Raw genomic sequence first — 13,611 nt, 5'->3', positions numbered from 1 at the left:
CCCGTTTTTGGGCGTAGTTGTCACGGCTGATGGTTAGTCAGCCTGTGTTATCGACCCGTCGGGCGGTGGTTTTTGTCTAGACGAGTGCTGCCGGTGTCGCGGCGGTCTTTATCAGTTCAGGGAAGTCAGGGGAGGTGATTTCCGTGATCAGCCCTTCCCAGCTGGTTCGCAGTTCCCCTGCGTAGTCGGCGTCGTCGTTCGGTCGGGCGTTGCCCAGTGCGGTGATCCACAGTCCGCTGTTGGACCAATGGGCCACTGCCATGAAAAGCCGTGCGCGGGCGATTTTCACAGGGTCCCCGTTTCCGAAGTAAGCCTGGAAGAGGGCGTGGGCTTTTTCTTGTCCGAACCCGTTTTGAGCGGCAACAAAGCCGACTTCGTAGCAGGGGTCTGAGTTGCCGGCGAGGTCCCAGTCGATGATGTTGTACGTCATCGAGGAGGTCTGCTTGATGATGTTCGCATCCCAAATATCCAGGTGGCAGGGTACGAACTGGGCTGGATTCAGTGCCAGGACCGTCTCAAGGCGGTCCATCAGCGCTTGTATGGCCCTCGCTCCCGGGGGAAGTTCAATGCCGTGGCTTTTCGCCGCGGCCATCCTTTGTTTGGCTTGGTCGAAGGGATTGATGTCGTTGAGGAAGCGGCGGCCTGAATGGTGCAGCCGGTGCAGCGCGGGGACGAGCCGGGCGATGGAGTCCTCGTCAGCGTTGAGCTTGGGATGGCCGCCGGCGACGAAGTCCAGGGCCAACGCCAGAGGTTCGGCGGAGACCGTGATCACCGGCGCGCCGACGCCTATGTCAGCGGCGATCTTCGTGTTCTCCAGCACGACCTGCGCTGCTGGCAGAACTCCTACTGTTTCCCAGTAGTTGTTCCAGAGCTTGACGACGCAGCGGCGCTGCCCGTCTTCGACCAGGTAGTTCTTATGTGCCTGGCCGCCCGAGAGCGAACGCGCGGTGACATGACAGCCACCCCACTCCGGGGAGGATGAAAGCACCGCCTCAATGCTGGTGATTTCGGTATCAGGGACGATGGTCATTAGAGTTGGATGTCCTTCGAATTTGGAATGCAGGTGCACTGTGTTGTTGTCGGGGACCGTCCTGGCTGCACTGTTCGCACTGTTCTACGAGCTCCCACAAGCTCTGTAACGGTGCGGTCAGGACATCAACGGATGACATTTCTCATGCCTTTGCTGTAACGAACCGTGAAGGCAGGAACAGGCTGGTTTCCGGTCGGGAAACGCCGTCAACATGGTCGGCCAACATTTCACCGACAGCCGCCGCATAACGGAATCCCCGGCCCATGTCGCCGGTACCGATCACCACATTCGATGACTCGGGGTGCTCGCCGATGACCCAGTGACCGTCCTCGACTTCGGCCCACATGCACACCGTGGTGGACACCGGGTTGGGGTCAATCTCCGGAAGCCTGTCGCGCAGCACGTCCTGGATCCGTTCGAGGTCTCCGGGACGGAGGTCCTGGCTGAGGTCCTCGGGGTCGATCCAGTTTCCCTTTCCAGGGACGGAGAATTTCCAGTCACCACTGGGCTCAGAGCAACCGTAGGACGGCGCCTCATCCGATCCCGGCGGCTTCGCGAAGTAGATGGCCGGCTTCGGCGGCCCGGCCTGACGGAAGTTGGCCAGCACCTGACGGTCCACCTTGTAGGGCAGATCCAGCTGCATCAAGTGGTTGGCTCGGGCGCCCACGGTCACCACAATTTTGTCGGCGCTGTACTTACCCCGCTCGGTGTTCACAACGATGCCCGACGCCGTCTCGTCCCAGCCCAGAACGGCCTCCCCTGTCCGCAGGGTTGCCCCCAGCCGCCGGGCCTCAGATTGGAGTGCCTCGATGGCTGGGTGGACGAGGGCGACCGTGCCGTTTGGTTCCCACACGGCGACTTCTTCGTCGGCGATGCGGGCCCAGGAAAAACGCTCATGTGCTGTCTTGCCGTCAAGGACGTCATATTCGAAGTCAGAAGACCCCAGGGAAGCGACGGTCTTGTCGAACCACATAGACCCGGGTTCACCGACGAACACCGTTCCCGATCGCTCCAACAAGCGGGTCCCGGTCTTCGCGGCCAGCTCATCCCACAGTTCGAAGGTCCGCTTGGTAAAGGGCGTGTATTGCGCTCCGGCGCTGCTGGACTGACGTGCCAACCTTGTAGCTCCACCGTGCGAGCCGTGCATATGCGGAGGTGCAAATCGATCCAAGCCCAGCACGGTCTTGCCGCGGGCCGCCAGATGCCATGCCGCCGAGGAGCCCCACGGGCCCAATCCGATGACGATGACATCGTAATGTTGTTCAGACACAAGTTCCTCCGTTGGTGTTTTGACCCAGTGGCGGGTCAGACAGTAGCTCGTACGAGAAGTCCATCAATGAGCAGCCGCACAGCCTCGACAGCCTGCTCAGCGTTCTCAGGTTTGCCTGCTGCAGCCGCTCCGGCGGCACGGATAGCCCCGGTAATCGTTGCGGCCAGGACCTCTGTTGGTGCGTCCGCATCCAAGGTCCCGTCCTCTTGAGCGTGCTTCAAATCCTGGGCAATCAGTTCCTCAAAGGAACGGGACGTCGAACCCAGGACACCGGACAGCGCCGAGACCAGGTCCGGGCCCATGACGCCATAAAACCGGCCCGCTGGCTCCTTCGTGGCCTCCACCAAAGCGAACGCCAGAGCGGTGATCCTCTCGCTGGGATGGGTCAGCGCATCGCGCAGGCTGATACCCCGCACGTAGACTCCATCGGCGATCCGGAGATACACCTCCCGGACGATCTCTTCCCTGCCGCCTGGGAAGTGGGAGTAGATCGTCCCACGCGAAACACCCGATCGTTGGCTGAGAACTTCTATGACCGTGGCGGCATACCCCTCGGAGCCCAGAAGCTCCGCTGCGGTGTCCAGGATGTCTCCACGGGTCCTCATGCGGTTCCGTTCCCGTACCGAAAGGGGCTTGTCAGCGGCGCTCATTTTCGTCCTTTGCTTGGGTAATAAGGTGACCTTCTTCACATGATTGCACACCCAATCCTAAAAGTGAACACTCAGTCCAAACTTTGGTAACAGCTGGCAAAGTCTGACGATGAACCGCCGCACAAGAACATTGAACAGTATGACCATCTTTTGGACTAGGTGTTTAACATCGAATTAACATGTTCTATTGCCGAACGACACATACAGGGTTTAGCTTTGCTGTATGAAACAGGTCACAGTCGGGTCGGGTGCATCCATGGCCCTGCAGAGCGTCCGGAACTTCCGGAGCATTGGTGGTCTGCGTGCCCACGGAGGATCCCGCCTCGCTGAAGGACTGGTTTACCGGAGTGGACACTTCGGGTCCGCTACGTCCCAGGACCGTGAGCTGCTGCGCGCCGCAGGCCTGCAGTTCATTGATCTGCGCAACCCTTGGGAATCACACGCCGAAGACCGCACTGTTCCTACCTGGAAGGGCGTCCAAACGCCCCTCCAATCCAAGGACGGCAGGGATGCCGTTCTCTGGTCGGCAGTCCGGGAAGGCCGGCTCACAGAACTGGCCGACACCCTCTCCGCCGAAGAAGCTGAAGAAGCGATGCACCGCCTCTACGCAAACGACATCGCCGGCAACCCTTCAGTATTTGCCAACTTCCTTACCTCCCTGGCCACCGGCGACCTGCCCGTGGTCGTCCACTGCTCGGCAGGAAAAGACAGGACCGGCTGGGCCATAGCCGTGCTCCTGACCGCCCTGGGTGTACCCGAATCCGTAATCCGCGATGACTACACCCGAAGCTCTTTACCCGAAAACCAGTACCTCATCCGCAACACCGCAGGGGACGTCCCACCCATCGACAAGCACCTGCGCACCATCATCACGCCCCTGCTGGAAGCCCGACCCAGTTATCTCGAAGCCGCTTGGTGCAGCGTCGAAAACACCTGGGGAACGCGCCATTCCTACCTGGAAGACGGCCTCGGGCTCACCCCGGCACTCAGCCAAAAACTCCAGGCCCGTCTCCTCGTCTGAGGACTCCGGGCCACGGCCACGGCCGCCCTTTTGAAAGAGAAACCCCATGATTGATAACGTCAGCGAGTTGCCGGCAACGACGCCGTCCAACACTCCTGCACCGCAACCAGGTCACCTTCGCTCCAACAAACTCGGTGTCTTCGCCATCGCCTTCTTCGTCATCGCCGCCGCAGCGCCGATGGCAGCGGTCGTCGGAACCGGGCCCGTTGTCTTCGCCTCTGTAGGAGGCGCAGCCCCACTCATCTACGCCATCGCCGCTCTGCTCATCGCCCTGTTCTCCGTCGGGTACCTGCGCATGAGCCGATTCGTCATCAACGCCGGCGGCTTTGTTGCCTACATCGCGAAAGGCCTCGGCACGCCCTGGGCCACAGCAGGTGCCGGGCTGGCGGTACTGATGTACCTGAGCCTGCAGGTAGGGCTATGGTCGCAGTTTGGGGTGTTCGCCGGGCAGCTGCTTGAGAGCCTCACAGGACTCGCCGTTCCCCCGGTCGTCTGGATCATCGTGCTGCTCGTCATCACCACGGCACTGACCATGCGGGGCATCGACGCGAGCATCCGGCTTCTTGCTGTCCTCATCATCGGCGAAACCCTCGTTGTCGCCGCCCTGGTCATCGCCCTCGTAGCCAGCAAAGGCCCTGAGGTCTTCTCGGTTTCCGGTTTCACTGCTGAAAACCTCTTCAGCCCGGGCCTGGGCATCGCTTTGCTGTTCGCGTTCCTGTGCTTCACCAGCTTCGAAGCCACGGTCGTGTTTTCCGAAGAGGCAGTCAACCCCCGCAAAACCATCCCGAGGGCCCTCTATGCCGTGATCGCCTTCGTTGGCATTTTCTACACCCTCTCCATCTGGGTTATCGGTGGCGCCATCGGCGTCGACAACATCCAGCAGACCGCCACGGAGGACCCTGCAGGGTTCATCTTCAACCTGGCCAGCGCCAGCGGCGGCGACGCCCTAAGCATGTCCATGCAGGTCCTGGTCGTCACCAGCTACCTGGCCATGCTCCTGGGCCTGATGAACATGTTCGCCCGCTACCTCTTCGCCCTGAGCCGCGCCGGCGTCCTGCCCACCCGGCTCGCCGCAGTCTCTAAAACCGGAAGCCCCGCCCCCGCTGCCCTGACCAACGGCATCGCCGTGGGCATCGTCGTTGTCGCCTTCCTGCTCTTCGGCGCCGACCCGATCACGGTCGTTTTCGCCTGGTTCAGTGCCCTGGCAACCGCGGCGTTCATCACCATCCTGATCGTGACGTCCATATCGATCGTCGTGTTCTTCGTCCGGACCAAAGACTCATCCAACATCTGGGCGACCAAAATCGCCCCTGTACTCTCCACGCTGATCCTCTCCTACATCGGATACGTGACCATCGAGAACTACGACTCACTGATCGGCCCTGACAACGCCGCCGCGAAGTGGCTGCTCATCCTGATTCCGGTCCTGATCGTTGCCGGCCTGGTATTCGGCAAGGCCAAACGCAGCATCGACTACGCCAAAGAGAACGTCTAACTCCTGCCCGGTCGTCACGTTCCCGAGGACGGCAAGAGATCCACATTTGCTTGGAAGGACTACAGAGTGAGTACTGCGTACACGAACGGAAAAATCTACACAGTCAACCCTGACCAGCCCTGGGCGGAAGCCCTGCTGGTCGAAGACGGGCTAATAGTGGCCATCGGAACTGAAGAGGACATCCGGCCCAGGATTACCGAGGATACCGAGATCGTGGACCTTGAGGGCCGGATGATGATGCCGGGCATCCACGATGCACACCTGCATCTGCTGTTCAGCGGCCTCAAATTCCGGTTCGAGCCCAGGCTGAGCCCCGGCGGCGACCAGCAGCGGGTCATCGAAGACATCCGCTCGTGCAACTGCAGCGGCCCCGTCGAAGCGGACGGCACCAGCTGGGTTCTTGGCGGCGACTTCTTCCCACCGGACCTGGGACCCGCCGGCGTCACCAAGGACTTCCTGGATGAGGCCTTCCCCGATCAGCCGGTCTTCCTGTACGACTACACGATCCACCACGGCCTGGCGAACTCGAAAGCCCTCGAATTGGCCGGGATCTCCGAGGACATCACCGACCCTCCCGGGGGACGCTACATCCGGGACGAAGCCACCGGCGCACTGACCGGTGAGATGGTCGAACAGGCCCGCTGGCCTGTTCTACGGTCGATTCCGGACTACTCCCGCACCACCAATGCCGAAGCCATCGCCTGGGCGGTATCGGTCTGCCACGAATTCGGCATCACCTCCGTGCAGGAAGCTTCCGCATCCCCACAAGCCTTGCGGGCGTTCCGCGATCTGGACCAGGAAAACCAACTCAAGATCCGTATCGCGGCGCACCTGGTGTGGCGCGATGAAGGCTTCGGCATGGCCACGCTCGACGTTCTCGAATCCACGATCAAATCCCGGGACGAATGGGCCTCACAACACGTCGACACAAAATTCATCAAAGTCTGGCTGGACGGGGCACCCTTGCCGCCAAACTTCACTCAGGCCGACCTGACTGAAGACGGGGCGGTTGACGAAACCAACATCCTGGTTCCCGAAGAGGAATTCGTGACCAGGCTCGCTGAATTCGACGCCGCCGGCCTCACCGTCAAAATCCATTGCGCCGGTGAAGGATCCACCCGCCGGGCCCTGGATGCCATCGAAAAAGTCCGCACCATCAACGGTCCCGACGGCCCTCGCCACGAAATCGCACATGCCGGGTTCATCAGTCCCAGCGACTACGGCCGCCTCCAAGAACACAACGTCGTCGCCGAAATGTCCCCGGCCATCTGGCACGTGCCCGAATACGGACTAACCGATTATTACCACTTCAACTCCGTGCTCAAGAATGATGCACACATGACCGTCGGATCGGACTGGATCATCACCTCCGATCCCAACCTCTTCCCGGCACTTCAAGGCATGCTGCAGCACGCCAGCGAATCCATCGACCTCCCGGCCGCCCTTGAAGCGATGACCATCAGCGGTGCCAGGGCCGTCAACCAGCAAAAACACCAAGGCTCCCTTGAAGTAGGGAAAGCAGCCGATTTCATCGTCCTGGACCGGAACCTCTTTGACGTACCCGTCGATGAAATAGGGGCCACGCAAGTGATACGCACCGTCTTCGAAGGCGAAACGGTGTTCCACAGGCAATGACCTGGCACACGTCGAGGGCACGATGAACGCTGACCGTCACCGTGCCCTCGACAACCCCAGAATCACCCATTTCGCCTAAGCGGGCAGGCCGTGGGCCTACCCACGGCCGCCCCTCACGTGAGGATTACACATGAACAACTCTTCAGTCGCGATTGTCAGCGGCGGAGGTACGGGCATTGGCGCCGCCACCGCAGCAACGCTTCGAGACCAAGGATGGGAAGTAGTCATCTGCGGCCGACGCCCCGATGTCCTGAATGAGGTAGCCCGCAGCACAGGATCACATCCGATAATTGCCGATGTTTCCTCAGATGCGGACATGAAGCGACTGGTCACCGAGACCATCGACCGGTTCGGGACCCTCAACGGTTTAGTGCTCAACGCCGGAATCGTCCGCCCCGGTGCGGCCGGTGACCTGAGCGATGAGGACTGGGATGCAATGCTCAGCACGAATCTGTCAGGGCCGTTCTATCTGATCCGGGCAGCCCTGCCGCACCTCCTGGCCACCAAAGGAGCCATTGTCGGCGTCGCCTCCGCCGCTGCACTGCGGGCCACAGCAGGTATCGCCGGCTACGACGCCACCAAAGCAGCGCTGGCAATGCTGATCCAGTCCGTCGCCATTGATTACGGGCCGGACGGCATCCGGGCCAACTCCGTATGCCCAGGGTGGACCCGGACCGAAATGGCAGACATGGAAATGAGCGAATTCGGTTCCGAACTCGGCGTCAGCCGCGAAGACGCCTATGAGCTGGCGACGGCCTTCGTTCCCAGCCGACGCCCCGGCTCTTCGTCCGAAGTCGCCGCTCTCATCTCCTGGCTGCTATCGGACCAAGCGTCGTACATCAACGCCGCCACGATCCCCGTCGACGGCGGGCTAGTGGCTGTTGAACCAAGCGCGATCGCCTTCGACCCGCGAGTGACGGTCGGTTCCAACAGCCAGAACAACAGATCCCCGGAAATACCCTCACACATGGCTGCAGCGAAGTAGCGCAGTTCCGCACCAAGGAAAAAGCTGGCAGCTGTGCGCATTAAGGGGCCCTTCTCAACCGAGAAGGGCCCTTAAACTTCTTTCCAGTCCCTTCGTGAAGGGTGACTTCCGTTCGGTTGTCTCTATGAGGATTTGGCCGTGGGCAGCTTCGAGTTCAGTGATCCTTTCGGTTGGTTCAGCATCTGGCGCTTAACCTGACCGGTCTGGCTAACCCAAAAGCGACCCCTGCTCCTCAACCAGGGCCATTGCTCCTAGCGTCAAGGAGCTACTGAGAGTAGCGTCCAAGGCAATAAGGCAACGAGGGACACCTGCCTCGCTTCCGAACATTGGGACTGTATGTGCGCTGAGGGGCTTGGAGGAGTCGTCCAAAGGAGCGACATGGCTGGATGGAACGCTGACACGGCTGCAGGTCCGCTTGGGGCAGGAACAGTCACGCTAGTCGAGGGTTCGTCGTTTTGCATTTCAATGGCGAACGGGGACATCCAGTCCGAACATCCTCATGGTGTCTTTTTCCAGGACACCCGCATTGTGTCGGGGTGGGTCCTGACAGTTAATGGCCAGCACGTTGAACCGCTGGGCTCGGAAACGAAGGAGCCATATCGAGCCCTGTTTGCCGGGCGGGTTCCTCGTGGGGATGGCTATGCGGATAGCCCGCTGATTGTGGAGCGCCTGCGTGAAGTGGGCGCTGGCATTCAGGAGCAGGTCACCTTGCACAATTACTCGAAGGAGCCTGCCGTTTGCGTTGTCTCTTTGAAGGTGGAGGCAGATTTCGCCGATCTTTTTGAAGTAAAGGACGGGCGGGTCCAGAGGAGCTGGAACCATTCACGCGATGTGGACGGCGCCTCACTGATCATCCGGGCCTCCTGGCACGAAGTCCGGAAGGGTATTCTCGTCCTCGCTCCCGGCGCCGATGTCTCACCGGATAGCCTTACGTACAGCTTGACAGTTGCTCCGCACAGCCAGTGGAGCTGCACCTTCACGGCCGTGCCGAGCAAGGAGGGGACAAGCCCGACGCCGCCGTCGTTCGTTCATCTTGATACGGACGGGATGTCCGTGAGTGACCGCCGCCGGCAGGAGTGGGTGGCGAAAATCCCTGTGGTACACGTTGGGAACCGCTCCATCGAACGGACTTTGAGGCGGAGCTACGACGATCTGGGAGCCCTGCGGATCGAAGACCCGCACCATCGGGATCGTGTGGTGGTGGCCGCAGGGGCGCCCTGGTTTATGACCCTGTTTGGCCGGGATTCGCTGCTGTCCTCACAAATGGCCATGCCCGTGGATCCTTCCTTGGCTCTGGGCACGTTACAGACGCTGGCAGACCGACAAGGCCGGGTAGTGGATCCTCTGAGCGAGGAGGAACCGGGAAAGATTTTGCACGAAGTCCGGCTGGATATTTCCAGCGGGCTGTCCCTGGGAGGGAAGTCCAACTATTACGGCAGCGTCGATGCCACCCCTCTGTTCGTGTGCATATTGGGCGAAGTCAGCCGCTGGGGCTTCGCGAAGGACACCATTGCGGCGCTGCTCCCCCATGCAGACCGGGCAATGGACTGGATCCGACATTATGGGGACAAGGATGGTGATGGATTCGTAGAGTATGAGCGCTTGAACCCTCATGGACTGATCAACCAGGGGTGGAAGGACTCCTGGGACAGTATCAACTTCGCTGACGGCACGCTGGCCGAACCGCCCATCGCGCTCTGCGAGGTACAGGCCTACGTGTACCAGGCACACATGGCCCGTGCGTGGATGGCGTACGACGCCGGCGATTCAGTTTTGGGAGATGAACTGGCAGATCTTGGGGCGCAGTTGAAGAAGCGGTTCAACGAGCAGTTTTGGATGCCGGACCGTGGCTACTATGCCGTCGCCCTGGATGGAAAGAAGCGCCAGGTCGATGCCTGCGCCTCAAACATGGGCCACTGCCTCTGGGTCGGCCTCGTGGATGAAGACAAGGCTCCGCAAGTAGCAGAGCGGCTGATGTCTCCGGAAATGTTTAGCGGCTGGGGGGTGAGAACACTTGCCAGCGACATGGGCGCTTACAACCCGGCAAGCTACCACAACGGATCGGTCTGGCCCCATGACAACGCCATCATCGCCCAAGGACTCATGCGTTACGGTTTTGTGGCGGAGGCGCAACGTATCGCCACCGCGTTGCTTGAAGCGGCAGAATTCACGGAGGGCCGGCTGCCGGAACTGTTCTGTGGTTTCGCCCGTGAGCAATTCGAAACTCCACTGCCGTACCCAACGGCTTGTTCGCCTCAGGCCTGGGCAGCCACAGCGCCGATCCTCCTCGTGACCAGCCTGATGCGTTACGACGCCCACGTTTCCCTCGGCGGTGTCTGGATGGATCCTGAACTGCCCACGTCCTACGGCGACCTGCACATCAGCAACGCCCCCTTGGCCGGCGGCCGGATCACGATCGATATCACCCAACACAAACCATCAATCCAAGGCCTGCCGGATGGCATAACCTTCCACCGCGGCCATCGGCCCTCAATGAAAGAGCTGGTTGAACAAGCAGGTCGAATCACCAAGGCGCCGCGATAGAGACCATCACCGATCGCAGTGCCTTACCCTGGCTAGGCGATTTTGGCACAAGGCCGGATCATAAAGACTTCCAACTCGAAGGCCGCTCCGATACATCTACACCCATTCAGGCTGCGGCGCCGTGCAACGCCACGGTACCGCAGCCTGAGACATATTCCACGACCCGGCAACGCGACTGCGCCTTCCGATTCCGGTCTGCGGCGCGTTGCATGTGCGATGCCCACAACGACGATAGAAGTACCTGCGCGGACAGTGTTCCATTTCCTTAGAACCCGGACACCTGGCATGGACACTCCCCCACCCCGAAACTGCCAAGTTCGCGAAACATGACTGTCCCGTATGTAGTACCAAAAGTCCCGCCACAAATCCTTGTTGCGGAGACAACTTTCGGCACGGTTCACACATTCCCTTTCCAAGAAGGAAAGGTGCGCGCCTCGGCCGTAGCCGCAGCCCGCGACCAGGATGACCGCAGACACTAGGCATTGAACTGTGATCAAAGCCAGAGCAAAGTCATGGGTAGGGTTCTGCTATGGACAAACGAATACCGGTAGATGAAGCAACTTCGCTCGCCTGGACTGAAGTTGCGCACAAGGCTCGCTTGGCTCATCACATGCTCACAGGAACTCCGGGCCCGAGCCCGAGTTCCAACTTTGCACAGATCAATGCTTTCTACCCGTATGAGAAGGCCTCGGACTGGCATCGTTCCTATCTCACCGCTGCCGTGGAGCATCTTCTGATCTGGGCCAATATGGTTGCCCCCTTGAAGTTCCACCCAGAGCATGAAGTGACGCATACATTCAGGCCGGCGTTCACCCTCGCGCGAGCCGCTATGGAAGCGTCATCGCAAGCAGTCTGGATGTCATCCGGAGAGACAGCAAAAGAATGCGCCCGCCGCCATTTAGCTCTTATTCGCTGGGATTACGAGGAACACAGAAAGAGCGTCGCTGGCCATGACCGAAAGAAGCTCATCAGTGACCTGGATGAGCGTCTGGTCAGTCGAGCATCGGAAAACTTCCCTGAAAGCACCCTGAAGAGGCCAAATCACCTCACGGTCCTACGTGCCGCTGCACCGGAAATTAGCTTCGATCCGGACGTTCTCGAGGGCATCTGGCGTGCAGCGAGCGGTTCTGCGCACGGCAAAGTGTGGCCCGCTTTGTCACTGCAGCACATCGTGCCGCTGGACGAGTATGAACCGGGACAGTTCCGCACTATCCGCATTCCTGACCCGGATCGAATGACTGAAGTGCTGAATGCGGCTTGAGAAATGACGATGCATGGAGTTTTGCGGCACGCTGACTTCTGCAAGGCAGACATTCCGGGCCTCATGCAGGAAGCCAGGCTCTGGCTTGCCTCGGTCGTTCCGCTTCGAGAAGACGCGGATCCAGCGGTGATCGCTGAATTGAACCGCAGGGATTGATGTCCAGCTCGGTGGACTTTGGCCTGCACTCATACCCATTAGCCTGGCAGGTCAGCCTTAAGTCCCTTTGCGCCCGTTGATGCCGGTAGAGGGTCGCCCGACTCCACCCAACCAGCTGGGCGGCCTGTTCTGCTGTATGCCCCTTGGCCCGTTCCTGCTCCGCAATCTCGAGTTTGCCCGCAACCACTGACGGCTCCACAACAGGCGGCCGAACCTGGTCCCCCTCCCTCTAGCGGCGGCGATACCGGCGTTCACACGTTCGGTGATCAGCTCGCGTTCATAGTCCGCCAAAGTAGCCAGCATATTCAGCATGAGCCGGCCCGTGCTGGTGGCCGGGTCAATCCCATCTGAAAGGGAACGCATCGCCACTCCCCTGTCCTGCAGCAGGTTCACAGTATTGAGCACATCGATCAAGGACCTGCCCAGACGGTCAACCGGCCACACTCCTAAGGTGTCCCCGTCTCGGCATAGTCGAGAAGCCTCTTCATCCCCGGCCGCTCTACGGCAGTCCTGCTCCCCGAGGTCACATCCGCGAATACATCCCGCTTCTGCACACCAACAGACAAGGGCGCGTCGAGCTGCAGCTGCGCATCATGGACGGCCGTACTGACTCGCGTGTACCCGAGCATCCTCATCCCGCCATTCTGCCTCATTAACTCCCATACCTCGGACGATGGAGACACTTTGCGGTGAGACGACTTATCGAGACAAGCCGGTGTGGAGAAAAGTCCCGGGATTCCATGCTCCGCGTTCCGCTGCTAGGCGCTTGGGGATGCGGACCACAGGTGTCTCATAAACCTTTAGGTTTTCGAGCGTTACGCGCTGCATCGCGGCGCATCCCGAGTTTCGTCGTGCTCATATCGAATGGAGCCAGACCTGAGACACGAACGTCTGACGAAGCCCGTGCCCTCCAGTCCTGATGGCGGCACCACTACTAGCTAGGGCCTGGGGGTTCGGGACGCAGGCTGACTCCGCCGCCACGGCTCTACTCATGCCGCGGTGGGAGCCGTTCCGCATTTTTTGCTCGAGGTCTGCCCAGGTGGGCACCTAGAATGCTCTGCACGGGTTTGTCCTGTAAATTGAAGATAGTTGGAGAAGTATGCCAACCCAGCCGGTCTTTTCAGCCGGCTTTTTTCATGCCCTCGTGCGCCCCAAATTCCGCAACGACCCGTTGTGGTCAACGTGCGGATCTGTTTGTGGACACACCACCTGAAGGGGAGGTCGCGCCCATGGAGGTTCTTGCAGATTCTGCTGGACACCTGTTCGCACCTGCGCTGCTTGTCGCGATTGGGCACTTCGTGCTCAAACTTCTTCCCATGGTCTCCGACCGCGTGAACGAACGCACTGTCCGGTTGGCCAAGGCGAAGAACAAGCAAAGCAAATAGCGAAACGCGCCTTACTGAAGGGTAGGGAGAAGTCTGCCCAAAATCAGGAAAAACGGCCCTACATTCATGGGATACCGCTCGAATCCCCTGGTAGACCTGCTGGGCTTCATAGCCACGGAATGCCCTGCGTCGACCACGGATTGCATTGACCTATAGGTCCTCGCCTGAGCGCCCGGGTT

General features: G+C 60.2%; 10 protein-coding genes and 1 pseudogene. 7 read left to right on the top strand and 4 right to left on the bottom strand.

Annotated features, from left to right (window positions below; genetic code table 11):
* Nucleotides 1–76 precede the first annotated feature (76 nt).
* The 3 genes from LDN75_RS02040 to LDN75_RS02030 all read right to left on the bottom strand — a co-directional run bounded on the left by LDN75_RS02040 (nt 77) and on the right by LDN75_RS02030 (nt 2,950).
* The gene (locus tag LDN75_RS02040; protein WP_223935534.1) at nt 77–1,030 is read right to left on the bottom strand and encodes a phosphotransferase; all 954 of its coding nucleotides are present in this window, start codon (nt 1,028–1,030) and stop codon (nt 77–79) included.
* 142 nt (nt 1,031–1,172) lie between these two features.
* The gene (gene solA, locus LDN75_RS02035; RefSeq protein ID WP_223935533.1) at nt 1,173–2,300 is read right to left on the bottom strand and encodes an N-methyl-L-tryptophan oxidase; all 1,128 of its coding nucleotides are present in this window, start codon (nt 2,298–2,300) and stop codon (nt 1,173–1,175) included.
* A 35-nt stretch (nt 2,301–2,335) separates the two neighbouring features.
* Entirely contained in the window at nt 2,336–2,950 is a 615-nt protein-coding gene (locus LDN75_RS02030) for a TetR/AcrR family transcriptional regulator (RefSeq protein ID WP_223935532.1), read from the bottom strand.
* A 223-nt stretch (nt 2,951–3,173) separates the two neighbouring features.
* Between LDN75_RS02030 and LDN75_RS02025 the strand changes: the two genes are divergently transcribed.
* The 6 genes from LDN75_RS02025 to LDN75_RS02000 all read left to right on the top strand — a co-directional run bounded on the left by LDN75_RS02025 (nt 3,174) and on the right by LDN75_RS02000 (nt 11,891).
* Nucleotides 3,174–3,971, top strand: a complete 798-nt coding sequence (locus LDN75_RS02025) for a tyrosine-protein phosphatase (RefSeq protein WP_223935531.1) — start codon at nt 3,174–3,176, stop codon at nt 3,969–3,971.
* A gap of 46 nt (nt 3,972–4,017) precedes the next feature.
* Complete coding sequence (locus tag LDN75_RS02020; RefSeq protein WP_223935530.1) at nt 4,018–5,466, top strand: APC family permease; 1,449 nt, start codon at nt 4,018–4,020, stop codon at nt 5,464–5,466.
* 66 nt (nt 5,467–5,532) lie between these two features.
* Nucleotides 5,533–7,101, top strand: coding sequence for an amidohydrolase (locus tag LDN75_RS02015; RefSeq protein ID WP_223935529.1), 1,569 nt, complete (start codon nt 5,533–5,535; stop codon nt 7,099–7,101).
* A gap of 130 nt (nt 7,102–7,231) precedes the next feature.
* On the top strand, nt 7,232–8,086 hold the full coding sequence (locus tag LDN75_RS02010; protein ID WP_223935528.1) for an SDR family oxidoreductase: 855 nt from the start codon (nt 7,232–7,234) through the stop codon (nt 8,084–8,086).
* 378 nt (nt 8,087–8,464) lie between these two features.
* Complete coding sequence (locus LDN75_RS02005; RefSeq protein ID WP_223935527.1) at nt 8,465–10,630, top strand: glycogen debranching N-terminal domain-containing protein; 2,166 nt, start codon at nt 8,465–8,467, stop codon at nt 10,628–10,630.
* Between the two features lie 529 nt (nt 10,631–11,159).
* Nucleotides 11,160–11,891 (top strand): hypothetical protein, encoded by a 732-nt coding sequence (locus tag LDN75_RS02000; RefSeq protein WP_223935526.1) that lies wholly within the window; start codon nt 11,160–11,162, stop codon nt 11,889–11,891.
* A 226-nt stretch (nt 11,892–12,117) separates the two neighbouring features.
* Here the strand turns inward: LDN75_RS02000 and LDN75_RS01995 are convergent.
* Nucleotides 12,118–12,682, bottom strand: a pseudogene (locus LDN75_RS01995) (recombinase family protein); the annotation flags it as partial.
* A gap of 594 nt (nt 12,683–13,276) precedes the next feature.
* On the opposite strand from LDN75_RS01995, the gene LDN75_RS01990 reads away from it, so the two are divergent.
* Complete coding sequence (locus LDN75_RS01990; protein WP_223935525.1) at nt 13,277–13,432, top strand: hypothetical protein; 156 nt, start codon at nt 13,277–13,279, stop codon at nt 13,430–13,432.
* The last annotated feature ends 179 nt before the right edge of the window (nt 13,433–13,611 follow it).

Origin of the sequence: Arthrobacter sp. StoSoilB5, from assembly GCF_019977235.1 — a bacterium.
Taxonomy (GTDB): domain Bacteria; phylum Actinomycetota; class Actinomycetes; order Actinomycetales; family Micrococcaceae; genus Arthrobacter.
Note: the sequence above shows the minus strand (reverse complement) of the source record. Positions and strands in the feature narration are given on the sequence as shown.